The sequence below is a fragment of the Peribacillus sp. NPDC097225 genome (assembly GCF_044761955.1).
In the GTDB taxonomy this organism is placed as follows: Bacteria; Bacillota; Bacilli; order Bacillales; family DSM-1321; genus Peribacillus.
On sequence record NZ_JBIWDJ010000005.1, the window covers coordinates 81,925 to 106,831 of the forward strand.

23 protein-coding genes and 1 riboswitch are annotated in these 24,907 nt (G+C 41.9%); of the genes, 15 read left to right on the forward strand and 8 right to left on the reverse strand.

Annotated features, from left to right (window positions below; genetic code table 11):
• Positions 1–4 precede the first annotated feature (4 nt).
• Both ACIQXH_RS15425 and ACIQXH_RS15430 read left to right on the forward strand, forming a co-directional pair.
• Positions 5–1,045: a Gfo/Idh/MocA family protein gene (locus ACIQXH_RS15425; RefSeq protein ID WP_402872084.1), complete on the forward strand. Its 1,041-nt coding sequence runs from the start codon at positions 5–7 to the stop codon at positions 1,043–1,045.
• A 21-nt stretch (positions 1,046–1,066) separates the two neighbouring features.
• Positions 1,067–2,035 (forward strand): sugar phosphate isomerase/epimerase family protein, encoded by a 969-nt coding sequence (locus tag ACIQXH_RS15430; protein WP_402872082.1) that lies wholly within the window; start codon positions 1,067–1,069, stop codon positions 2,033–2,035.
• A gap of 200 nt (positions 2,036–2,235) precedes the next feature.
• On the opposite strand, the gene rluF is transcribed toward ACIQXH_RS15430, so the two are convergent.
• The 4 genes from rluF to brnQ form a co-directional block, all read right to left on the reverse strand.
• The gene (gene rluF / locus ACIQXH_RS15435; protein ID WP_402872080.1) at positions 2,236–2,943 is read right to left on the reverse strand and encodes a 23S rRNA pseudouridine(2604) synthase RluF; all 708 of its coding nucleotides are present in this window, start codon (positions 2,941–2,943) and stop codon (positions 2,236–2,238) included.
• Between the two features lie 87 nt (positions 2,944–3,030).
• Entirely contained in the window at positions 3,031–3,924 is an 894-nt protein-coding gene (locus ACIQXH_RS15440) for a DMT family transporter (RefSeq protein ID WP_402872077.1), read from the reverse strand.
• Positions 3,925–4,125: 201 nt separating this feature from the next.
• Complete coding sequence (locus tag ACIQXH_RS15445; RefSeq protein WP_403124399.1) at positions 4,126–5,058, reverse strand: aldo/keto reductase; 933 nt, start codon at positions 5,056–5,058, stop codon at positions 4,126–4,128.
• Between the two features lie 113 nt (positions 5,059–5,171).
• Positions 5,172–6,497 (reverse strand): branched-chain amino acid transport system II carrier protein, encoded by a 1,326-nt coding sequence (gene brnQ / locus ACIQXH_RS15450; RefSeq protein WP_402872068.1) that lies wholly within the window; start codon positions 6,495–6,497, stop codon positions 5,172–5,174.
• A gap of 462 nt (positions 6,498–6,959) precedes the next feature.
• On the opposite strand from brnQ, the gene ACIQXH_RS15455 reads away from it, so the two are divergent.
• From ACIQXH_RS15455 to ACIQXH_RS15475, 5 genes are all read left to right on the forward strand, one after another.
• Positions 6,960–7,133 (forward strand): hypothetical protein, encoded by a 174-nt coding sequence (locus ACIQXH_RS15455; protein ID WP_402872063.1) that lies wholly within the window; start codon positions 6,960–6,962, stop codon positions 7,131–7,133.
• Between the two features lie 400 nt (positions 7,134–7,533).
• Positions 7,534–10,275 (forward strand): GTP-binding protein, encoded by a 2,742-nt coding sequence (locus ACIQXH_RS15460; protein ID WP_402958519.1) that lies wholly within the window; start codon positions 7,534–7,536, stop codon positions 10,273–10,275.
• An 89-nt stretch (positions 10,276–10,364) separates the two neighbouring features.
• Positions 10,365–10,471, forward strand: a riboswitch (SAM riboswitch).
• A 113-nt stretch (positions 10,472–10,584) separates the two neighbouring features.
• The gene (locus ACIQXH_RS15465) at positions 10,585–11,700 is read left to right on the forward strand and encodes a sugar ABC transporter substrate-binding protein (protein ID WP_402958517.1); all 1,116 of its coding nucleotides are present in this window, start codon (positions 10,585–10,587) and stop codon (positions 11,698–11,700) included.
• A gap of 67 nt (positions 11,701–11,767) precedes the next feature.
• The gene (locus tag ACIQXH_RS15470) at positions 11,768–13,270 is read left to right on the forward strand and encodes a sugar ABC transporter ATP-binding protein (RefSeq protein WP_402958515.1); all 1,503 of its coding nucleotides are present in this window, start codon (positions 11,768–11,770) and stop codon (positions 13,268–13,270) included.
• A 1-nt stretch (position 13,271) separates the two neighbouring features.
• Complete coding sequence (locus ACIQXH_RS15475) at positions 13,272–14,285, forward strand: ABC transporter permease (protein ID WP_402872050.1); 1,014 nt, start codon at positions 13,272–13,274, stop codon at positions 14,283–14,285.
• A 60-nt stretch (positions 14,286–14,345) separates the two neighbouring features.
• Here ACIQXH_RS15475 and ACIQXH_RS15480 read toward each other — a convergent pair whose 3' ends face one another.
• Positions 14,346–14,726 carry a hypothetical protein gene (locus ACIQXH_RS15480; protein ID WP_402872047.1) on the reverse strand — a complete coding sequence of 127 codons (381 nt, stop codon included), beginning with the start codon at positions 14,724–14,726 and terminating at the stop codon, positions 14,346–14,348.
• Positions 14,727–14,792: 66 nt separating this feature from the next.
• Positions 14,793–15,149, reverse strand: a complete 357-nt coding sequence (locus ACIQXH_RS15485) for a hydrolase (protein WP_402872044.1) — start codon at positions 15,147–15,149, stop codon at positions 14,793–14,795.
• 190 nt (positions 15,150–15,339) lie between these two features.
• Between ACIQXH_RS15485 and ACIQXH_RS15490 the strand changes: the two genes are divergently transcribed.
• From ACIQXH_RS15490 to qoxD, 7 genes are all read left to right on the forward strand, one after another.
• Positions 15,340–16,119, forward strand: coding sequence for a COG3014 family protein (locus ACIQXH_RS15490; protein ID WP_402958513.1), 780 nt, complete (start codon positions 15,340–15,342; stop codon positions 16,117–16,119).
• Between the two features lie 239 nt (positions 16,120–16,358).
• Positions 16,359–17,570, forward strand: a complete 1,212-nt coding sequence (locus ACIQXH_RS15495; RefSeq protein ID WP_402958511.1) for a S1C family serine protease — start codon at positions 16,359–16,361, stop codon at positions 17,568–17,570.
• Positions 17,571–17,789: 219 nt separating this feature from the next.
• Positions 17,790–18,089: a hypothetical protein gene (locus ACIQXH_RS15500; protein WP_402872035.1), complete on the forward strand. Its 300-nt coding sequence runs from the start codon at positions 17,790–17,792 to the stop codon at positions 18,087–18,089.
• Positions 18,090–18,686: 597 nt separating this feature from the next.
• Complete coding sequence (gene qoxA, locus ACIQXH_RS15505) at positions 18,687–19,616, forward strand: cytochrome aa3 quinol oxidase subunit II (RefSeq protein WP_402989232.1); 930 nt, start codon at positions 18,687–18,689, stop codon at positions 19,614–19,616.
• A gap of 69 nt (positions 19,617–19,685) precedes the next feature.
• Entirely contained in the window at positions 19,686–21,632 is a 1,947-nt protein-coding gene (qoxB, locus tag ACIQXH_RS15510) for a cytochrome aa3 quinol oxidase subunit I (protein ID WP_402872029.1), read from the forward strand.
• A complete protein-coding gene (gene qoxC / locus ACIQXH_RS15515) occupies positions 21,632–22,228 on the forward strand; it encodes a cytochrome aa3 quinol oxidase subunit III (RefSeq protein WP_402989229.1) in 597 nt (198 codons plus the stop codon). Before qoxB ends, qoxC begins: the two co-directional genes overlap by 1 nt.
• On the forward strand, positions 22,228–22,512 hold the full coding sequence (qoxD, locus tag ACIQXH_RS15520) for a cytochrome aa3 quinol oxidase subunit IV (RefSeq protein WP_402989226.1): 285 nt from the start codon (positions 22,228–22,230) through the stop codon (positions 22,510–22,512). The genes qoxC and qoxD overlap by 1 nt, the downstream gene beginning before the upstream one ends.
• 163 nt (positions 22,513–22,675) lie before the next feature.
• Here qoxD and ACIQXH_RS15525 read toward each other — a convergent pair whose 3' ends face one another.
• Together ACIQXH_RS15525 and ACIQXH_RS15530 are read right to left on the reverse strand one after the other, a co-directional pair.
• Positions 22,676–22,810 carry a BA3454 family stress response protein gene (locus ACIQXH_RS15525; RefSeq protein WP_402958509.1) on the reverse strand — a complete coding sequence of 45 codons (135 nt, stop codon included), beginning with the start codon at positions 22,808–22,810 and terminating at the stop codon, positions 22,676–22,678.
• A 278-nt stretch (positions 22,811–23,088) separates the two neighbouring features.
• Positions 23,089–23,946, reverse strand: a complete 858-nt coding sequence (locus ACIQXH_RS15530; protein WP_402872020.1) for an EamA family transporter — start codon at positions 23,944–23,946, stop codon at positions 23,089–23,091.
• A 267-nt stretch (positions 23,947–24,213) separates the two neighbouring features.
• Here ACIQXH_RS15530 and queF point away from each other — a divergent pair, with 267 nt between their 5' ends.
• Positions 24,214–24,711: a preQ(1) synthase gene (gene queF, locus ACIQXH_RS15535; RefSeq protein ID WP_402872017.1), complete on the forward strand. Its 498-nt coding sequence runs from the start codon at positions 24,214–24,216 to the stop codon at positions 24,709–24,711.
• The last annotated feature ends 196 nt before the right edge of the window (positions 24,712–24,907 follow it).

A 24,907-nucleotide genomic window follows, 5' to 3' on the forward strand; every position in this document is an offset into this window, starting at 1 on the left:
CATCATGTACAAATTGAAAATGGGTATTATCGGTGCTGGGGGGATTGCCCAAAAAAGGCATATCCCAGCCTTCCAAACATTACAGGATAAAGTGGTTTTATATGCAATTCAGGATATTGATGAATTGAAGGCGAGAGATGTCGCCAGGCAACATCATATTGAAAAAGTTTTTACCAATTATGAAGATATGTTTGCCGAAGTGGATGCGGTCACGATAGCCACACCGAACAAGTTTCATGCCGAGATTTCCATCGCGGCATTGCAGGCTGGTGTACATGTTTTATGTGAAAAGCCGATGGCCATCACGACTGAGGAATGTAAGGCAATAACCGATGCGGCAAACTTATCTGGAAAAGTGCTCTCCATTGCGTATCATTACAGGTTCATGAAGGAAGCCCAGGCTGCCAAAAAAATGATTCGAGCAGGTGAAATTGGAGAGCCATACGTGGCACGAGTTCAGGCCATTCGACGAAGGAAAGTCCCCGGTTGGGGCGTATTTACGAGCAAGGAATTGCAAGGCGGAGGCAGTGTGATCGATTATGGCTGTCACTTGCTTGACTTGGCTTTATGGCTGATGGATGACCCAGAACCAATCGAAATTGTAGGTTCGACATATAATTATGTCAGTAAGGGTGTCGATCAAGTCAATCTATGGGGCAATTTCGATGCTTCCGTTTTTGAAGTGGATGACCATGCAACAGCTTATATCAAATTTGCAAATGGAGCTTCTTTGTTATTTGAAACGTCGTGGGCCGCGAATATCCGCGAAGAAGCGACAGTCTTGAGTTTATCCGGAACACAGGGTGGTCTAGATGTGTTCCCGCTCATATTGAACCAGGCGAAGCACGGGATGCTTTTGAATAGTGAAGCAGTTTGGATGCCAGGTGAGGACACACCGGATCTTCAACAGGCGGCGAACTTTATCGATAGTTGCCTTGGTTTTGCCGAACCACTGGTAAAACCGGCGGAAGCCATGAAAGTATCGAAAATCATTGAAGCTATTTACCAAAGTTCCGCAAGCGGAAAAGTCATGAGCATCAATTAATGCAAAGGTGAGGTGAGGCGAGTGAAACTAGGCGTTTTTACAGTACTATTCGGACAAAAAACATTTGAGGAAATGCTTGATTATGTGGCAGCCTCTGGATTGAAAACAGTGGAAATCGGTACAGGCGGGTACCCAGGTAATGCCCATTGTCCACTGGATGAGCTATTGGAGAGTGAAGAAAAGCGGCAGAACTACATGGAAGCCATCCAATCAAGGGGGCTAGCCATCAGTGCGTTCAGCTGTCACGGCAACCCTATTTCCCCAGATGAAAGCTGGGCTAGGGAAAGTGATGAAAATCTAGTAAAGTCCATTAAGTTAGCTGCCTTGATGAATGTACCGGTCGTCAATACCTTTTCCGGTACCGCAGGTGATCACGAAGGTGCCAAATATCCGAATTGGCCGGTTGCTCCATGGCCGAACGAATATGCGGATGTCTTGAAATGGCAATGGGAAGAAAAACTGATTCCCTATTGGAAAAAAATCGCTACGCTTGCTGATGAACATCATATTAAAATTGGACTCGAACTGCATGGAGGTTTTCTCGTCCACACACCATACACCTTGTTGAAGTTACGGGAAGCCACATCGAACGCAATCGGTGCCAACCTTGACCCAAGCCATCTCTGGTGGCAGGGAATCGAACCTGTCGGCGCCATTAAAATTCTTGGAAAAGCTGGAGCCATTTATCATTTCCATGCTAAAGACACCTATCTGGACCAAGATAATATCAATATGTACGGTCTCACCGACATGCAACCATACGGCAACATCCAGACACGTGCCTGGAACTTCCGCTCAGTAGGTTGCGGCCATAGCCTCCAAGAATGGTCCGACATGATGAGTGCCCTTCGTACTTATGGCTATGACTACGTCGTCAGCATCGAACACGAAGATCCGCTCATGTCGATCGAAGAAGGTTTCCAACGAGCCGTGACGAACTTGAAAACCGTCCTGATCAACGAAAGTCCAACCGATCTATGGTGGGTATAACCGATAATGAGCAGCCTAATGGTTGCTTTTTATTTTGGAGTCGAATTGGACTTTGACCGAAAAAAGCTGGATTAGACCGATATATCTTCAACTAGACCGATAAAATGTTGAAATTGACTGATATATTACGCAGTTTGACCGATAAAAGGAATGCAGCTGCTAAAAAAAGATGCTCCCAAATCTGGGGGCATCCTCTTCACTCATCTTTTTCTTGGTGTGTAATTCAATTCTGCAAATAGTTCGTTTAATTCTTCTTTTGTCAGGTCGCGCCATTGACCGAGGGGTAACCTGTCCAAGTGGATGTTCATGATGCGAACGCGCTGCAGTTCACGGACTTCATAACCTAGTGCCGTACACATGCGGCGGATTTGCCGGTTCAACCCTTGCATTAAGGTAATGTTGAACGTATGGCGTGAAAGCGGCTTGACTTCACATGGAAGTGTTTTCGTATCCAAAATTTCTACGCCTGATGACATCTCTTGTAGGAAGGAATCAGTAAGTGGCTTATCAACAGTGACAATATACTCTTTCTCATGCTTGTTCTCTGCCCGGAGGATTTCATTTACGATATCTCCGTCATTTGTAAGCAGAATCAAACCGCTTGAGTCTTTATCAAGACGACCAACATGGAAAATGCGTAGCGGATGATTAACAAAATCAACAATGTTTCCTTTGATATGTTTTTCAGTCGTGCTTGTGATGCCTGTGGGTTTATTCAGTGCAATATATACATACTGCTGCTCCACTTTTATCGGTTTGCCATCGACACAAACATCATCGCCCGGTTCAGCTTGGCTGCCAAGTTCGGCCACAGCTCCGTTTATGGTCACTCGACCTTCAGCAATCCATTTATCGGCGCCTCGTCTCGAAGTAATCCCTGATTCACTAATATATTTATTGATTCTCAACTAAAGCACACCTTTACATTCAGATTTTCTTCTATAAAGATAACGTAAATCATGCTAGATAAACAAGGGGAAAGCTAAAATGTCTACTTAAGCAGAAACCACAGCTTTATTATCCTTCTTCTTTTTAGTGGTTAAGTAGACACCGGAGAAGACAAGAAGGCCGCCAAGAATTTGGACTATTGTGATGTTTTGACCCAACATCAAGCTTAGAATCGCAGTGAAGACGACAATGAGATTAAGGTAAACGCCAGCTTGGCTTGCATCAATATGACGCAGTGAAATGTTCCAGAAAATGAAGGAACCAACGGATGGAAAGATTCCAATATATAAAATGCCTACCATCGCTTGAGTACTTACATCAAGGTTCAGCCCCGAACTAAAGGCGAACGGAGCAGCCAGAATCAGTCCAAGTAAAACGGATACGGCGGTGGCTGATATGGCCGGGATATTTTTTATCTTTTTGGCGATGAGTGAATAGAAGGTCCAGACAAGTATCGCCAGAATCATCAACAGATCTCCTTTATTGAAGGTAAGATGGAAAATGGTCTGAAGATGTCCATTCGTTAAGACCAATAATACTCCGAATAAGGATAGAATAAGGCCAATCACATGTAGGAATGAAATGTTCTCTTTTAATAGTAAGACGGAAAACAGGACGATGACCGCAGGGGTGATCGAATTAACGAGAGCGGCATTCATGGAAGTCGTATAGGTCAAAGCCCAATACAGGAAAAAATTATAGCCGATGATGCCGAGCATGCCCATCAGTAATAGTACTTTCCATGCTTTCCATACACTTTTCCAATCGGGTTTTTCAATCCAATGAGCAAGAGGAAATAATAAGATAACAGCAATTAGCCAGCGTGAAAACGTGAGTTGAATCGGCGAAAGTTCAGCAACGACGTATTTGCCGAAAATATAATTACCTGCCCAGAATAAATTAGCCAAGATAAGAAATAAAAGAATATAAGATTTTTTCATGGGGTAGCCTCTTTCTTTAGTGATTGAATATTCAATAAATATACCAATGTAGAAAAAGGGAAGCAATATAAATAGTGAAGATTACGTTGAGGGATTATTCTTGTCCAGGAAGGGATGCTATTCATTCATTGCGGGAGACCATGAATATGAAATAAAGAAAAAAGCTGTTCAATCGAAATTGAACAGCTTCTCTCTTATCTTTTAAGCGAAAATCGCGCTGATTTCAGCAATATCATCGATGGTTAATTCAACGTCCAATGCTTTTAAATTACGCAAGACTTGCTCAGGCTTTTTGGACCCGGGTATCAAGACATCTATGGAATGACGTGTTAAATACCAGGCAAGGGCGACGTCCGCAACCTCTGCGTTTTTTCGGTTGGCGATTTCACGAAGCTCCTCGACTTTTTGCAAGTTGCTGGAATAGGCTTGTCCTTGGAAAAGGGGATCTTTAGCTCGCAGGTCGTCAAACTTCGATTCTTCATTATATTTGCCACCAAGCAGGCCGGATGCAAGCGGAAAATAAGGGACAAAGGAAATTTGATTTTCAGCTGTATATGGAAGCAAGTCTTGCTCGGCTCCCCGCTTAAACAGGTTATATTCGGATTGTAAGACGTCGACATAGCCGTCTTTATTAGCTTCTTTTAATTGCTCGAACGAAAAATTCGAGACGCCAATCGCCTTGATTTTTCCGGCATCTTTCAATTCTTTTAAAGCCCCGACAGCCTCATCCTTTGGTGTAGCTTCATCAGGGAAATGAATGTAAAATAAATCAATATAATCAGTCTGGAGCCGCTTTAAACTGGATTCTACAGACTCTCTAAGGAAAGCGGGAGAGTTGTCAATTACCATTTTACCATCCACAAATTTATGGGCACCTTTCGTAGCGAGTACCACTTCCTCGCGTTTGCCGGTATCCTTCAGCACTTCGCCAATCAGTTCCTCCGAGCGTCCGGGCCCGTAAATGTAGGCTGTATCCCAAAAGTTGATCCCTTCTTCAAGAGCCGTCCGCAGGACATCTCTTCCGGTATCTTCATTCAGGTTAGGGAATAGGTTATGTCCACCAATTGCATTCGTACCAAGACCAATCTGATTCACATACAAATTCGTTTTACCAATACGTGTTTGCTTTGACATTTATTGATCATCTCCTCTATCCTTATCATAACAAAAATAGGGTGGTAATTTCCAAAAATAAGCAATAGAAGGCGAGAAAAAAGCAGATGAATCAACGGACTCATCTGCTCCACTTATTTGGTTTCCATGTCTTCGGTGGGTGATGCTTTCCTTGCTTGGCTTAGAATAATGCCAATGACCGTGCCAACCAAGGCTGGTAGGACCCATTCCATTCCATGTTCAGAAAACGGAAGGGCTTCGGTGAATGTTTCCACGAGTCCTAATGGTACATCAAAAGCGCTCAGTCCATCGATCAGGGCAAAGATACCGGTGAAAATCATAGCGCTCCGGTATACTTTTTTTGGATTCTTAAAGTGACGGCTGAAGAACGTCAAAGCGACCAGGACAATTGTTAAAGGGTAGGCCATCACTAGGAAAGGTACGGATACTTTTAAGATTTGATTCAATCCTAGATTGGATAGAGTGAACCCGATTAGCGTAATGAGCAGGACGACCGTTTTGTAGCTGGCCTTAGGAATGAGATTGGAAAAATAATGTCCACAGGCTGTTGTTAATCCTACTACGGATGCGATACAGGCCAATAGGAAGATGATCCCCAAAAGGGTTTTCCCGCCTGTCCCAAGTAATAGGGTAGAAGCGGCGGTCAGGATATCGGTTCCATTTTCATAAGAACCGTTCGCAGCCATGCGTGCTCCCATGAAACCTAAGGATGTATACACAAGAGATAGGAAGATTGCTGTGACCATTCCAGCCTTTATGGTGTACTTAGTCAGCTGCTTACGGTCCGATACCCCTCTCTTTTGGATGGAGGTCAGGATGACAATCCCGAAGGCTAGGGCGGCTAAAGCATCCATCGTGTTATAACCTTCAATGAACCCTTTTGAAAAAGCACCTGTTACGTACGCCTCTGTTGGTGCCTGGAAGGGTGCATCCAGTTTTATAAAGCCAACGATACAAAGGATGACAATAGACCCTAATAGAGTGGGCGTGCTCCAACGGCTCATGATGGTCTCCATTTTTTCAGGATTCATCGATATGGCATAAACAATCAAGAAGAATGCAATCGTGAATAGGAATAAAAAGAGCGATTGGCCTATCGTGTCGCCAAGATAGGGTTTGAATCCCATTTCATAGGCGACGTTAGCATTTCTGGGTATGGCAAGGAAAGGTCCGATGCTTAAATAGATGACGATCATGAAAATCTTGCTGAAAGTTGGGTGCACACGCGACCCAATCGTTTCTGCCCCGCCTTTGACGAGGGAAACGGCGACCAGAACTAGAATCGGGAGTCCGACGCCTGTGACGATAAATCCTGCGATGGCCGGCCAGAAGGAAGTCCCTGATGAGGCTCCCAAAAATGGAGGGAAAATCAGGTTGCCCGCCCCGAAGAACATGGAGAAAAGCATAAGCCCGATAAATAATACGTCTGTTTTTTTCATGATGATGTCTCCTTTTTACGTTCTAGTGAAAATCTCGCCGAATGGACTAACGGGATCATGTGAAAGTATTACTAAGAAAATAAAAAAACGCCCCTACTTAGAGGGACGAGTTGTGTGCTCGCTTTACCACCCATATCCGCGCTTTTTTAAAAGCCACGGCAATCAGTCAACGTACGGTCCATACGGAGCCAATATTATTAAGCTTTGCATGTTGGTTTTTTTGATTCCCATCAAAACCTAGGTTTCATCGTAAGGAGCTATTATAATCTAGAGATAATTTAGCAAATTCAGTATACTAAGTCAATAGGATGAAGTCTTCTTTAGGACAGGATATTAGTCCTAGAGAATCTGGTATGGTTTAAAACGGTTTATGATCAATCGAAAGAATCGTAAAAACTCCCTATTATCTTTCTACCTTCATCTATATTATAATAGAAGTAGAACACTAAAGGAGACAATATGATGTCTGAAAATAAAAAGTTGAGCCTGGCGGATGCTGTCAAGCAGAAATTGGCGCAAAAGCAAGCTGAAACAAGTAAAGATAAACTTGAAACCGGTGTTGTGAAAAAAACAAAACCGCTTAAAAGCCAATTAACTAAAAAGCCCAATAATCAACGTAAGCGCACAGGGGTATAATCCCAATTTGTCAAAGGACAATTACTGTTCAATGCTTATCAGAGAGCAGTATCCTTCATGATCAAAGGTGCTGCTTTTTTTATATTATTTTATTTTTACCATTTTAAGGTAGTGTGTAAACGGGGATTCTGGTAATTTAATGGTATAGGAGAAATCCCTCGCATTGCTTCATATCCTGGTGAAATCCATAAAAGCATATTTTAAGGGAGAGAGTCGATTTGTTAAAAACATTACAAGCCCGGCGGTTTCTGTTTTAAACTTGTAAGAGTTATGACATGTTGTTACCATATTGTTTTGTTAAAATAATAATTTGGAGCTTTGACAGATCATTTTCTTATCTAAAGGAACCTATTGATTTGATCCTTTACTTGAAAATATGAAATATATCGGGGGAATTACGATGGAAGAACAGCTGATTGGCAAAAAGTTCTATGAAACGATGATTGATGACATAAATAAGCATCCGATTCAAGCCTTGGGAGAAATGTTTCTCGTGGAACAAAAAAAGGAAAGATCGGATTTAACCACAATCAGGTTTGCCCAGGGGGAAGTGTACTTCCTGCATCATGACTTTGAGGCGGCCATATTTAAATGGGAGAATATAGAGGGCAATCTTGCTGAATGGGCTAAGAAGAATATTGCTGATGCCTACTTTGAGCTAGAGATGTATTCGACGGCAGAAGATATTTATAAAGCCATTAATACGAGCGAACCTGTATTAAAGACGGAAGTCCTTCTGCAACTGTTTTCACTATACATAGTAGAAACAAGAAATGATCTGGCATCCAAAGTGGTGAAGGAAGCAGTCGATTTCCAACCGGATTATCCAAATGTCACGGAAATTGCGCGTTCCTTCTTTGAAGCGCAAAAGGATTGGAATAGCGCGATAGTTTTAGCGGCCAACGAAAGTATCCGTACGGAGTCAATGGCTTGGTTCGATGTTTTGAAAACATACATCCAGCAGGGCGTTGCACAATCGACGGCTCCGGATTATTTCGCGAACGTGCTTAGATCCTTATATAATCTTGACCAAGATCGTTTTGAGAAAATGACGGTAGCCCTTTGGAAGAACTATAAATATACGGATTCTTACTTTGAATGGCTTAAGGTCATCAATAAATTGATCGATGAAATCGAATTGAACAACGGGGATGTTTGGGATGAGCTTTCCGTCTATTATCGCGATGCCTATGCAGGATTACTAGAAGGTACGCATTTAGTCAAAGAGTTAAGTCCTGTCGTACCAAGACTGTTGGAAAATTGGTTAAAAATCGCTGAAGGGGAGATTTCGTTATTTGCAGCGGCATCTGTCCTTTCCTGGAATGAGATTTTCCCAGATACAGTGAGCGCACTTGTTGTTCAAGATGCAGAAAGTCTGTTAGCGAAATCCCCTAGATTGGGAGGCGGTCTCGAAGCAGGCGAAAAACTGATTCACTCCATCATTCAATGGGCAGAGAGCAATGATCTATTAGTCGGCAATAAGCTGAAATGGATGGTTGAGGGAATTAAGGATATGAGCAATTTCAATCTGCTTCTTGTTGGAAGTGCAGGAAATGGCAAGACATCCTTCATTCAATCGATAGCGGGTGAAAGCATTGCAGCGGAAGACCATTCATCTCTTGTGAGCGTTAAAGATGGCGATGACCTGGAAATCTATGAAATTACCGATACAGATCGTAAAATGGTCGAAGAGTTAACGGAGTTGGATGAAACGCGTCGTCAACGCGGAACGATTGTCGATGTGACACTCATCAGTGATTATTTGAGAAATAATCGCCTGCGTCTACTGGATACTCCAGGATTTAATGGAGAGAAAAGCGTAGACCCTGACTTCCAAAATTACTTACTGGAGAGCGATGGAGTGATGTTCGTTCTGGATGCACGGGCACCTTTCACGGGCAGTGAACGTGATTTGCTATTGGAAATGCAACAAATGGCCCCTAAACTTCCTATTCATTTCTTGCTGAATAAAATGGATACCATCTATAGTGATCAAGTGGCAGTCAGGATGGAAGATGAAACATGGGATAAGGTGAATGCTTATTTCCCGAACGCGAAGGTATTTGCTTTCTCCAAGCTTTATGACAGCAAACAGCAACTGCAGGATCTAGCCGTCTTCCTTCACGCAAACTATCAAGATAGCAATTGGAAGGAAATGAGGGCGGAGAAGCTCCTTGCCTTCACGCGTAAAACTTTATCCTATCTATTAGAAAAACGGGCAGCGAATGAACGGAAATGCGAGCATTCGATTTCTTGGAATGAACAGATGGAAGTGAAGTTGAATGGCGCTACGAATCAGTTGACTGATTTGGAAAAAGAAAAAACCGAAAACATTACAAGATCTTATCGCTTATTAAAAGAAGAAGTGAAAAAACAGCTTTCCACACGAATTCCTGAATTACTGCGTGATTGCTCTAAAACATTATCTGAGAATAGTGACTTTAGCCAAGTGCATATACAGTTGAATCAGGAAATGAACGATCGGATCCAGGCATTTATATCCGATAAAATCATGCCGCAGTATTTCCGCTCGCTTCAAGACTGGATTGCTACATCTGAGTTAGAATTCACGCAAAGCCAACAGTTCATGGATGAGATGAGCGCAGGCTTCAATGAGCTATACAAAGAAGAACGTATTGTACTGGCCGGGGACTTCCGGGTCTTGGATGACTGGCGCCGTGATGCGGACCGGATGACAAGCAGCATCCGGATAGAAAATGTAAATATATTACTAAGAAGGACCCCATCTCAGTTGATTCTTAAGGGAGCCGGGAAGCTATTTGGTGCCATTCCGCAAAATAAAGCGAATATGTACAATCGATATAAGAAGTTCTTGGAAAATGAAGACTTCCAGGATGTTGCCGATATGATCAGTGACAGATTCCTTACTCAGTTTGGATTGTTCGAAAAATCCTTGGAACGTGACATATCCCTGTTCTACCGCAGTCCATTTTCCATCCTTGAAAAAAATATCGAACAGACGAAAGCCGAAATCAAAGAACAGCAGGCTACATTGGAACATATGAGACAAAATCCTGAAGTCTACCGTGATCCGATTACCCTGTTCGAAGTGAAACTGCGCCAATTCGAACGCCTTGAAAAAATCGAGAAAAGACGCCTGGCGAAACTGCAAGGAAAATAAAACATTTAAAATATTCTAAAAACTATTGACTTAATGACTATATCCCTATAAAGTGGTACTTACCATAACGAAACGTAACACATTATATTCTCTTATCAAGAGTGGCGGAGGGACTGGCCCTACGATGCCCAGCAACCGTTCCAATTAGGAATTGGTGCTAAATCCTGCAAAACAGAAATGTTTTGACAGATAAGAGAGGGATAAGTCTGCAAACCAGCTGATTAAACCTCTCTATTTTAGAGAGGTTTTTATTTTGTGTTTATGCCGAGCTAACAGATAAGAATAATGTAAAAAATAGGGGGAATTAAAATGGGAAGATCAATTTTAAAAGGAGCTTTCGTTTCAGTCATCGCTTCGGCGTTGCTTTTGACGGGGTGTTCTTCGGGACAAAGTACAGGGGAAGCGAAAAAAGAGGAAAAGGTATCTTTTGAAAATGTTCCAGAGCGATTTGCGAAAGGCGAGGGAGCTAAAATTAAAGTCATTCGTAAAATTGGCGGCGATGATCACACTGCCCAATACTTAGCAGGGGCGCAAGAAGAAGGAGAAGCACTTGGCTTCCAAGTAGATACTTTTACGGCCAATGGCGATACGGCTAAATTCCATGACGCCATCGCTCAGGCTCTGGAGGAAGACTATGATGGCTATATCATTTCCCATGGTGATGATGCAGCGACAGTGAATGACGTACAAAAGTTGGTTGATGCAGGGAAAAGCGTAGTCACATTCGATTCCATCGGCGATTTAACGAAAATTGATGGGGTAACAGTAACCTCACAAGATGACGAAGCATTGGCAACTCTTGCTTTTGACAAATTGATTGAAGAGCAAAAAGGCGAAGCGAACATTGCATACCTTTGGGTAGATGGTTTCCCTCCTATGGTGAGAAGAAATGCCGTGTATCAAGAAAAGCTGAAAGAAAATCCTGGCATTCATGAAATTGAAAGATTCGGAGTGGCATCTTCAGATACTTCGGTCCAGACGCAAAATGCCGTCTCGGCGATGTTGAACAAGTATCCAAAAGGTAAAATAGACGCAATTTTCGCAACCTGGGATGCATTCGCTATCGGAGCAGCTCGTGCGATAAAAGAAGCGGGGCGCGATGAAGTGAAAATCTATGGTATTGACGTGTCCAATGCTGACCTTCAGGAGATTCAAACAAAAGGAAGCTCATGGTCGTATACCGCAGCGGTTGATCCGAAGTTGATTGGTGCAGTGAATATGAGACTGCTAGCGAAAAAACTAGCGGGGGAAGAAACGCCGCAAACCTATGATTTAGAAGCATCATTGATATCTCAAAAACAGCTTCAATCATCGAAGGACGCTGTCAACATGACCAATCTATCCGGCATTGTTCAAGGCTGGGGAGTATCAACGGAATTTGAAGAAGACTGGATGAAAGTATTGAAAGAACATTATAAGAAGTAACGATCAGAATCAGTAGACACTCTCTTTCAAGTTGAAGAGAGTGTCTGTTTAATGGGAGGGATTGGACATGGGCATTCAACTAGAAATGAAACAAATATCGATTGAGTTTCCAGGTGTAAAAGCGCTTAGTGAAGTTGATTTTTCAGTACAGTCGGGAACAGCACATGCATTGGTCGGCGCAAATGGAGCAGGGAAATCGACGCTAATGAAAGTCTTATCAGGAGCTCATGTCCATTATACCGGCGACATTTTTCTAAATGGCCAGGTACAGGATATCCGTTCGCCAAAGTCGGCACAGGAAGCTGGCATTCAAATTGTGTATCAGGAAGTGGATACGGCCCTCATTCCTTATTTAACGGTTGCGGAGAACGTGATGCTGAATGAATCCGTACAGAACATGGGGAGAAAACAAATCATCAAGTGGAAGGAATTACATAGAAAAGCGACGGAAATCTTGGAAGAAATGAACATCCATGTGTCTTCGAAAAAACTGGTAAGGGACCTTACGTTGGCCGAAAAGCAGATGGTCTTGATAGCTAGGGCCGTTTCAACCGCATGTAAATTCTTGATTCTTGATGAGCCGACTGCTCCGTTAAGCCATACGGAAACAACGGAACTATTCCGGATTGTGAATGAGCTGAAGCAACGTGGTGTAGGCATTATTTTCATTTCTCATCGTCTACCCGAGATATTTGAAGTGTGTGAGGACATTACAATCATGAGAAATGGGAAGAGTGTGAGGCGCAGTAGAATCAGTGATATCACACAAAACGAAGTGATTGAGCAGATGCTTGGAAAGTCAATGGAAGAACAGTTTCCCGTCGTGAATGCCGAGATAGGTGCGGTGATGTTTGAAGTGAACCGACTGTCGGATGCCGATAAAGTCAAAGATGTCAGTCTTCATGTGAGGGCCGGTGAGATAGTCGGTTTAGCGGGCCTTGTCGGGGCAGGGAAAACGGAGCTTTGTAAAACGCTTTTCGGTCATACGGCCATTATAACGGGGGAAGTTGTATTGAATGGAAGGAAGCTTATTCTGAAAACGCCCCATCATGCTGTGAAGAGCGGCTTGGCACTAGTCCCCGAAGAACGGAGGAAAGAAGGCGTTCTCGTACAGGAGTCTGTTACTACGAACCTGACTGCTGCAAGTGTCGGGAAATTCAGTAAGGCATTCAGCTTCGTCGATCGCCAGGCAGAAAAGATAAAGGCGAAAGACCTGATAGCCACTCTTGGGATCAAAACGCCTTCAGAGGAAGCGAAGGTCGAAAACCTATCAGGGGGCAATCAGCAAAAGATCGCCATCGGAAAGTGGTTATTGGCTGATGCGGATGTATACATATTCGATGAGCCGACAAAAGGCGTCGACGTCGGGGCCAAGAAGGATATTTTTGAACTGATCGCAAAGTTAGCCCAAAAGGGGAAAGCGATTATTTATGCATCATCCGAATTGGCCGAAATCATAGGAATCACAAACAGGACCTATGTTTTATATGACGGAAGGATGGTCAAGGAGCTAGAGACAAGCAAGACAAATGAAGAAGAACTACTATTCTACTCAACAGGGGGCAAATAGGATGAGTACACCAATTCCGGTTCTTACAGAGAAACCAACAACGCCAGCCAGGAAAAAAGTTGATCTGTTCGAATTCTTTTATAAATATGGAACGATTCTGACGATCATCATCTTGATTGCGGTTTTTGCTATTGCGAATCCATCGTTCATTCAAACGAATAATCTTATTAACATTTTACGTTCCATCTCCATCGTGACAATCATCGCCATCGGGATCACGATTTCCTTGACGGTTGACGGCTTCGATTTGTCAGTTGGCTCCGTTGCCTCATTAGCCAATGCCATCGTCATCTCGATGTTTGTCTGGTTTTCCCAGGATACGTTGATTGCGATAATAGCGGCCATTGGTGCTTCGCTTGTGGTGGGCGCATTGAATTCATTCATGATTGTAAAGTTAAGGATCCCGGACATGCTGATGACATTGGCGACCATGTTCATCATTCAAGGGCTTGCCCTTACTTATACAAAAGGGGCCACGGTTTCACAAAACATGGTGATGCCTGATGGAACATTCGCTACAGGTTTAATCAGCCCATTTTTCGCCAAAATCGGACAAGTGCCTTGGATTATCCTGATCATGGGCGTCATTGTCGTTGCGACTCATATCTTTTTGACCTACACGAAGCATGGCCGTTATATGTACATCATTGGCGGAAATAAGGAGGCGGCTAGACTTTCGGGAATCTCGGTCAATAAATATAAAGTAGTGGCCTATCTTCTGTCGGCGCTGTTCGCTGCTATCGGCGGGATCGTCCTTGCTTCCCGTGTCATGACATCGGAAATCAATTCAGGTTCTCCCTATTTAATGGATGCGGTGGCGGCGGCCTTCATTGGTTCTTCTGTTCTAGGAGCAGGTAAACCGAATGCTTTCGGAACGTTCATCGGGGCCGTTTTGATTGGAATTCTGCAAAATGGGCTAATCATGATGTCGGTCCCATATTATGCAATGGACATCGTGAAAGGCGCAGTTCTCGCCCTTGCCTTGGCTGTGACCTATTATAAACAAAAACACTGAAACATTAAGGACCAGCAGTCGCCATGATTGCTGGTCTTTTGTTTCAGTGTGGCGAATTTTTCATTTGGGCTTGGATAACTTCATTTCATACTGCATATAAATCGTACCGGCCTGTTCTTGTGTAATCTCGAATTTGTTACTCGCCTTTTCCGTGATGGCGTCTTGGGTATTCTGTCCTCCAGTGTTGTATAGTGACTTCATGTAAAGATAAATTTCTTTTTCTTTATCTGAACCGATTGCATCGTTTTCCCCGGGTGCCTGTGAATATCCTTCCGCCACTTGGCTGACCCCTTGCTCGAGGCCGCTTTTTTCAGAGGACTCTTCCGTTGTTGGGCTTGCTTCACTTTCCTCCACGGTTTTTTTACTGGATGGATTTTGCATGCAGCCATACAGTAGACAAAGAGAGCAAGCCAATAGGACAAACTTCATCGCTCTTATCATCCCTACCTCCTTATATGAAAAAAGAAACAGAATCTTCATATATAAGATCCTGTTCTAATGGGGTGCTTATTTAAACTTCTGGATTTCACTGTCTCCCTCGAATTTGTTATCCTCCAATATGCCAATCTCCTCAATGTGATTCCGGGCGGCCTCGTCACCTAACCTGTATATGATCCGGTATAGTTTTTTCATGGCCGCATCATATTTATCATTGGCCCGGTCATGATGGTAGAGAAGATAAGGTACGTGAGAACGGGCAAAAGCTTCAAGATCATCTTTCAGATGATCGTCCAAACATTGCTTTAACTCGGCTAATTCGTCATCATTCGCTTGTATGGTGAAGCTTGGGTTTTCATCTAGTTTCTGTGCCAGAATATCTCCACTCACTAAATCCACATGATACGTCTGCTTTTCTTGACTCATTTATACCACCCCTTCAAGTGTTTAATTATGATGTACCACTATTTGTAAAAAAGTAACCCTAAAAATGAATATCCCATAAAAAAGTCGCTTTCATACATAGATGTCAGATATTTCTTATGAAATAGGGTAAGATAGATTTAGAGATTGATAGGACAACTTAGGACATTGAACAAGGATGGGGAGTGCTACTATGAAGAAATTATCCGTATGTATTTTATTGATGGTATTTATCGTTTCAGGTTGTGCAACGAGGATGTATGACTCAAACATGGAATTGGGGAAAAGCCAACTAAAGGAAGAGAATTATTTAGAAGCACATGAAGCATTTGAGTTGGCTTATGAAGATGATCCCACTGCGGAAGCGAAAGAGCTGATGGAGCTATCAGGCCTACTTTACGATGGAATGAAAAAATATGAAGAACAGGATGTAGAAGGAGCACAGGTCTTTTTCGAAGAGGCAGCCGCATATAAGGCAAAGTTTGAAGAAGGCAAGTTGATGGTTCAAAAGGCTACGGGAATGTTGGTGAAAACGGAAGAAGCCGACGTAGAACCAGTTGAAGAGGAGACGGATTTAGAGGAAACGACGGATGACCAAACGGGGGAGGAATCAGAAGCTATCCCCGAGTCGGAAGTTGAAGATAAACCGGCAGTAGAAACAGAAACGCCGAAGGAAGCACAAGAAGAGGAAAAAGCCGCTAAGGAAGAACCAGCCGAAGAAGGACCGGTTGAAGAGGAGAAGGACCCGGACCAAGGCTTTACAAAAGCGAAAGCGGAGCAGCTGGTGAAGGATTATGTGGATGCCGAAAATAATCCGCATCTACAAATCCAATATGATCACGATGATGAAAAGGGAGACTATATTTTTCAAGTCTTTGAAGTCGTCAATGATAGTAACGAAGGTGGACATACTGCCACGTATGGCTGGTATGGCGTGAATAAGCAGAAAAAAGAAGTGTATGAAGTGATGTAAGGAGGGGCGCCTTTAATAGAGGCGTCTTTTTTTGTTTGTAAGCAGTTTATCGGTCAAAACCGTATTTATATCGGTCAATTTAGATGTTTTATCGGTCAAAACCAGACCTTTATCGGTCCAAGCCGCAAATATATCGGTCCATCTAAGAAATTTATATTTTTTCAAGGTTTCTTAAGAATTTTTTAATAATTCCTGTTTATGATGGAGGCAGGTGAAAGTCATAAATAGGAGGGAAGAAGATGGAGAACTATAATGGTGAAGGACAAGTCAGGGTGAAAGATAAACCGAAAAAAGTAAAGTCACATGTGTTTACTGGCCTTGTTTCAGGAGTGGTCGCTTCTTTAGTAACCTCTTCTGTATTTGTATTCGGGGGTGAGTTTGGGGATACCGAGAAAGAAGCCGTGAATGAAACCTCTCAAACCGCAGCCGTAGAGCAAACAGTCACTCCACAAAAGTTGTCGATGAGTACAGATTCCAATCAGAGGGCTGATATGGTTGAAACAGCTTCAAAATCGATTGTAGGTGTCGTCAACTTTCAAGAAACACAAAGTCGGTATCCCCTCCAGCAGCAAAGTACGGAAAATGAAACGGTGGAAAGTGGCACGGGATCAGGGGTCATTTATAAAAAAGACAATGGCAAAGCCTATATCATCACGAATAACCATGTAATCGAAGGAGCTAAGGAAGTGGAAATATCGTTATATGATGGGAAAAAGGCAACAGCAGAGGTGGTCGGTGCTGATGCCTTAACGGACTTAGCGGTGTTGACGATTGATGATTCAATTGCTCCGGCAGCCGTCAGTATTGGTGATTCTGATAGCATTCGACCAGGTGAGGAGGTATTGGCCATCGGGAATCCGCTCGGACTTGATTTTTCGCGCTCAGTAACACAAGGAATCATTAGTGCAACGGGAAGGGCGATTTCGGTTGATACTTCGGACGGCGAATGGGAGCTGGATGTGTTACAAACGGATGCGGCCATCAACCCTGGAAATAGCGGGGGTGCCTTAATCAATACGGCTGGTGAAGTGATTGGCATCAATAGCTTGAAAATATCGGAAAGTGGAGTGGAGGGCTTAGGCTTTGCGATTCCAAGTAACGAGGTCATCCCGATAGTAAAAGAGCTAATCGAAAAGGGAAAAATTACGCGACCCTATTTAGGTGTCAGTCTTACCAATACAGAGGAACTCCCACAATATTATCTACAGAAAATGCCTGAGCCTGCAAAAACCGGGGTAATGGTCAATAGTGTAGAACCAGGTTCGGCGGCTGCGGATGCAGGTCTCCAGCAACAGGATGTCATCGTGGCGATTGAGGGCGCCAAGATTGGCACGGCTGCTGAATTGAGAAAACAACTGTACAAAGATAAGAAAATAGGTGACAAGGTAACATTCAAGATCTATCGAGGGGCAAAAGAAAAGACGTTGACGATAACCTTGAAAGGTTCTTAATAGGAAAAGACTTCGGATTGAAAACTGTCCGAAGTCTTTTCTTTTAGAGTAGAATTTTTAGTATAGCTAATAATATAACCATGAGGGAACATATCTATATTCCCTTCCAATAAAGAGAAATGATTTGTCAAGGAAAACAACGTGTTTATAATGTAAAATAGTAGAAATATTGACAAAAATGTGAAAATTGTTAAAATAGAAAGAAAAGGAGCTGACAGGATGGAAGCTAATCAGAAGATCATGGATGCATTGAAATGGGTATCAGGCACAGGATGTACAATCGGAATTATATTGTTTTTAATCAGTTTTTCTGTAAGCGGTTACAACGGAGGGTATGTGCTATCAACAATAGGGATAACCATAGCGTTAAGTGCAGCGAGTATTTTCTTGGTTGGTATATTATTTGTCTTGGCAGAAGAAATGACGGCGAACACCAAAAAAGGGGAAAGAATTATACCGGAAACAACGAAGCTTATAAAATTCAAGTCCAAAACAAAAAGAAGAAAGGTGTCAATTTGACACCTTTCTTCTTTTTTATTAGGAGAGTAGAGCGTTTCTTCAATAGAAGAAACGCTTATTTACTTTAAAAAAACCGTATGCAGGTAATGATAAAAAAGTATGATTTTTTAGTTTCCACAATGGCTAAGGGAAAAACACTTACAATAATTTATATCAGTATAAAATAAGTAAGTGAAGAAAAAGGATGTTTATACCAGATTAGACATATTATCCTACTCATATTGTGAAATATTTAACATTAGAGGTGATTTTGAGGCATATTTCCCCATGATGTATAATGTTACAATTGTTTATTTCACTATATTAATATAAAATAAAATAGACATAGGTAGGGACAATCCTGTACTTTGGGAAGCTGTCTCGTTTTTCATTATAAGGATTTATTATAGGGCATAAGAAAAAAATAATACAATATAACTGCTCATTTACCACATATTTACGGTTTTTAAATGAACTTTTTATGACATTCTTCATTTCATATTGTCTTTTTTTCCACTTGGAACTAAGATATGAGAATAAGAGGTTTAAAGATTGGTAAATGTTTTCTCCGAATAATTACCAATGTCAAATATATTATACTAAGAGAGGGGTAGCACGATGAAAATAAAGTGGGCTTTTTTAACCATCCTTTTTACTGTTGCCACAGTGTTAACAGGCTGCGAACCATTAATGGTCTTAGATCCAAAAGGGCCTCAAGCTGAAACGCAAGCTAAGGACATAATGTTATCTATTGGATTAATGTCGATTATCGTTCTAGTCGTTTTTGGAATTTTAATCTATATGTTAGTCAAGTACAGAGCTTCTAAACAAAGTAAGGATTACGAACCGCCTCATATTGAAGGAAGTAAACTTGTAGAGACAATTTGTGTTGGTGTTCCAATTTTAATTGTAGGTTTCCTTTCTATTGTTTCTACTCAAAGTAACTATAAAGTAGAGGCAACACCTGAAGGATATGAAGATAAAGAGCCTTTGGTTGTTTACGCTTCAACATCTAACTGGAAATGGCATTTTAGTTATCCAGAAGAAAATATTGAAACGGTTAACTATTTATACATTCCAACAGACCGTCCGCTTGAATTCAAACTTTACTCTTATGGACCAATCACAAGTTTCTGGATTCCACAACTTGGTGGTCAAAAATACGCAATGAGCGACATGGTTAACACTCTGCACCTAGCAGCTGACGAACCAGGTGAATACATGGGTAGAAACGCAAACTTTAGTGGTAAAGGATTCGCTGAGAACACGTTCAACGTTACAGCAATGCCTGAAGCCGAGTTTGATGAATGGGTAGATGAAGTGCATCAAACTGCTAAACCTCTTACAGAAGATAAATTCGATGAGTTATTAGAACCAGGTCATCTTGGTACATCCACTTACACTGGAACTCATCTAGAATTCAGTCCTGCTCCTGAGGGTGAAAATGGTGGACATGATCATGGATCAGACGAAGGTTCACACGAAGGACATGATTCACACGAAGAGCACGAAGAACACGAAGAACACGAAGAACATAGCAATCATTAAGATGTGGGGTTAGTTATACAACTAACCTTACAGGGTAAACAATAAATTTCCAAAAGGAGTCACGATAGTATGGAATTCTTTGATCGATTTGCCGTACCTCATCCAAGTCTTGCGATTTACGCATCGATGGTTGCCATTGGTCTTACTACTCTTGCCATAATTGCTGGTTTGACCTATTTCAAAAAATGGGGTTATCTTTGGCGTGAATGGTTAACAACGGTTGACCATAAACGTATCGGTATCATGTATATAATTGCTGCTTTAGCCATGCTTTTCCGCGGTGGCGCAGATGCTATCATGATGCGTGCACAACTTGCCGTACCAGATAACACTCTTTTAGATGCACAGCATTATAATGAAATTTTCACGACACATGGTGTCGTAATGATCATATTCATGGCAATGCCATTTATCATGGCGTTCATGAACATCGTTGTTCCGCTTCAAATCGGTGCACGTGACGTAGCATTCCCACGTCTAAATGCACTAAGTTTCTGGTTATTCTTTATGGGTGCGATGTTAATAAACATTTCATTCGTAGTCGGTGGTTCTCCTGATGCAGGTTGGACTTCTTATTTCCCACTGGCAGGTAATGACTTCAGTGAGTCGGTAGGCTCGAATTATTACATGTTCGCTCTTCAGATTTCAGGTCTTGGTACATTGATGACGGGTATTAACTTCATCACTACAATCCTGAAAATGAGAGCACCTGGTATTACATTGATGAAAATGCCAATGTTTACTTGGTCAGCTTTAATCACTAACTTAATCATTGTTTTCGCTTTCCCTGTATTAACAGTGTTGCTTATCATGGGAACAATGGATAGATTATTCGGAACCCACTTCTTTACAACAACTGGTGGCGGTATGGATATGCTTTGGGCCAACTTCTTCTGGGTTTGGGGACATCCTGAGGTTTATATCTTAATCTTGCCGGCATTCGGTATTTATAGTGAGGTTATCTCAACCTTTGCCAAACGTAACCTATATGGTTATAAATCAATGGTAGCTTCAATGGTTCTTATCTCGCTTCTTTCATTCTTAGTATGGGTGCATCACTTCTTTACTATGGGTCAAGGAGCACTTACAAACAGTATCTTCTCTATCACAACGATGGCGATTGCTGTTCCAACCGGAGTTAAGATATTCAACTGGTTGTTCACGCTTTGGAAAGGTAAGATTACATTTACCACTCCAATGATTTATTCAGTACTATTCTTACCGATCTTTACTATCGGTGGTGTTACTGGGGTAATGCTTGGTATGTCAGCAGCCGATTACCAGTACCATAATACAATGTTCTTGGTAGCCCATTTCCATATGGTTATTATTCCTGGTGTTGTATTCGCGATGCTAGCTGGTCTTCATTTCTACTGGCCAAAAATGTTCGGTTTCATGTTGAATGAAAAGCTTGGTAAGATTTCAGCTTGGATCATTACAATGAGTACATTAGTTGCCTTTATGCCAATGTTCTTCAGTGGATTAGATGGTCAAGCACGTCGTATGTACACATATTCCGAATCAACTGGATTCGGGTTGATGAATATGATTTCCTTCATTGGAGCAGCTGGACTTGCTGTAGGTTTTGTAGTAATCGTCTATAACGTGTACTACAGTGTACGTTACTCTCCAAGAAACATCGGTTCAGATCCATGGGATGCTCGTTCTCTTGAATGGTCTACTCATAACCCTGCACCGGAATATAACTTTGCCGTATTACCACAGGTTAATTCAATCGAACCTGTTTGGGATGCTAAGAAAAAGGGACATGACTTATTCCCAGGCAAGTATGAAAAAATTCATATGCCTAATAATAGCGGAATGCCGATCATCATGAGTGCGATATTCTTTGTTTGGGGCTTCTCATTCATATTTGCACTTTGGATTCCTGCTATCGTTGCTACAATCGCGATCTTTGTTTGTATGGCGCTTCGGTCATTCGAGGAAGATCATGGTCACTACATTTCAGTTGAAGAAATTGAAGAGACAGAATCAAAATTGCGAGGTGCTAAATAATGAAAATTGATAACTCGCTGCCACTTGAATATAGTACTGAAGAGAATAGTCTGAAGATATTTGGTTTCTGGATTTTCCTTGGTGCTGAAATTATGCTTTTCGCTACACTTTTTGCTGGATATTTCGTATTACAGGGCCGTACTGCTGGAGGCCCTGGAGTGGAGATTTTTGAAATCACTCCAGTTCTAGCTGAAACAATCTTACTTTTAACAAGTAGTTTTGTTATCGGTCTTGGTATTCACGCCATGCGTCTTGGCAGACAGAAAGCGATGATAACTTTCTTTGCTATCACGCTTCTGCTAGGCCTAGGATTCTTATGCGTAGAAGTTTACGAGTTTATCCACTATGTTCATATTGGGGCAGGATTACAAACTAGTGCTTTCACAGCCATGCTGATGACAACATTAGGAACTCATGGAGCTCACGTAACCGCTGGTCTATTCTGGGGAACGTTCATTATCCTTCAGGTTAAAAAGCGCGGATTGACTCCAGCGACAGCTAATAAATCGTTTATCTTCTCTCTTTACTGGCATTTCTTGGATGTAGTTTGGATCTTTATCTTTAGCTTCATCTATCTGAAAGGAATGATCTCATAATGTCTGAATTGTTCCCACGAAAACAAGTAATGGGTTTTGTATTCTCAATGATTCTTACTGCAGTGGCTCTTGCCGTTTACTTCTTTGATATGTCATTCCCAGTTGGTATGACGGTACTTCTTGTTACTGCATTTATACAAGCAGGTCTTCAACTTGTTGTATTCATGCATGCTGGTGAAACGAAAGATGGAAAAGCAATTTACGTAAACGTTTATTACGGTATGTTCATTGCATTATTCACGGTCTTTGGTACTTTACTAGCTATGACTTGGGGTTACTTGTAAGAGAATCTAATCAAAAGAGGGCGTCCTTCAAAAGGCGCTCTTTTTTTGTTTGTTCGGGGTAATTTCATATAGTAGGGTAAGGGGATACATTCGATAGGATTCTTTGAAGTTTCATAAAAAAAGGCAATAAAAAAAGCAGGTATCTAAGGCGATGCCTGCTTTTTTATTCCTTCCACTGTTTCTCGACTTGATGAAGCGCCGTTTGAAAAATTTCTTGCTCATTGGCACCTGGTTTTGCAAGAACATTCGTTTGATAGGACTTTCCATTGTAATCCACTTTCACAGTAACTTTGACCATTTTCCATCTTCCTTTCTTTATCATGGTACCTTCGAAGTACACACTTACTATATACCCATTCTTACCGGGCAATCAAACATTTAGCCTATGCTGCTCTCTAAAATATTTAATATTCATAATTATCTGATAAATAAAACGAGATGTCAACACTTTTTGGGGTCAGACCCTATTTCCCAGAATTCATTCAAGTGAAATATGCTTGGTACAACAGGGTTCATGACAGTTGGTTAAGGGGTCAGACCCCATTTCCCAAGGTGGCTCGGGAATGGGGTTTGATTTTAGATTTTGGTTAGGATGATTCCGATCAGGGCTGCGAAGACGCCGGCGATTTGGTAGGTTTTTAGTTTTTCTTTGAATAGGTAGCAACCAGCGAATACGACGATCAGGCAGTTGAGGCTGACGACTGGAAAGATGATGCTTGCTATGCCGGTATTCAGGGCGAAGAAATAGCAGCCGTATCCGATTACGCTCAAGAGGCCTACACAGGAACCAATCTTGATTTCTTTAGATTTAATTTTCTCATGTTTAATGCCCATCGCGACCATGAGGTAAACCGTTCCTCCTCCGTACATGGATACCAGAATATCAAGGGAGCTCAGGTGAAGGCGTGTCGTTGTCGTCATCAGGATGCCGAGTACGCCAAAGGAGAAGATGGCAAATAAGGTATGCATCATCCAAGGGACATACTGATGATTCCCTTTGGCATTTGGCGTGTACTGGATGATCAAGGTGGCGAGCAACATACAGATGACGCCGCTCCATTGCAACTGAGAAATGTGCTCATGAAAAATGAGCGCTGCACAGAGAATCGGGAAAATGGTATTCGCCGCGATTAAAGGGGAAGTCAGGCTTGCCGGGCCTTTTTCAAAGGCACTTGCCATTTGGATATTCCCATTAGCATTGAGGACCCCGATTGCCGCACCTAGCAGGATGGAGACCCAATTCAGGTTCAGCCCATCGACGAGCACACCATACATAATGGATAGAATGAAAGCAACAAAATAAAAGAAGAACTGGATATGTATTTTGGAATGGCCTTTTGTTCCACTCCATTTGAAAATGCTGTTATTGATGCCGAAACAAAAACTGGTGATGAGGGCTGCAAAAATCCACATGGCTGTAATCTCTTCCTTCATTTAGGATAAACTCTTTATATATTCTAGCTTAAGATAAGAAAGTTTCAAAGTTTGATATTGACAGAATTGAGTTTATCTACTATATTTACACATGATAAAATCAAATGAATTCCCGATAAACGGGAGAGGTTCATAGCATCACCCTCTTAAAAAAACTATGGCTTGATATTTTGCGAATCAACCATATCTTTAAGGAGATATGGTTTTTATTTGTGTAGAGGCCCCATTATGAACCTCCCTGGATACGTGGAAGAGGAGGACGTTTATATGTCTGGAAGAAAAGAAGAAGAATTAAAGGATATCACCCTACTAGGAAACCAGGGTACACAATATTCCTTTGATTATGCACCGGAAATTTTGGAGTCCTTTGATAATAAGCATCCGAACAGGGATTACTTCGTCAAGTTCAATTGCCCGGAGTTTACGAGTTTATGTCCGATTACGGGGCAGCCTGATTTTGCGACCATCTATATCAGCTACATTCCGAGTGTGAAAATGGTCGAAAGCAAGTCGTTGAAATTGTATTTGTTCTCTTTCCGCAATCATGGAGATTTTCACGAAGACTGCATGAATATCATCATGAATGATTTAATCGAATTGATGGATCCGAAGTATATTGAGGTCTGGGGCAAGTTCACTCCACGGGGTGGCATTTCCATTGATCCTTATACGAACTATGGAAAACCAGGGACGAAGTTTGAAGAAATGGCGAGTTACCGGTTGATGAACCATGACTTGTATCCAGAAACTGTGGATAATCGGTAAGTGAAATGTGGTCTTTAATGATTTAGCTTCTCGATTTTTCGGGAAGCTTTTTTATGTGTAGAACTTAAATTGGGCGGATAGGATAAGGCAATTTAACCATCATGAAAATTTCATTCGAATTGTCTTTATCAAAAATACATATGTCCTCATATAATGGAATTAATCCTTGATTGTTTCGTAAAAAAGCGTAATAATA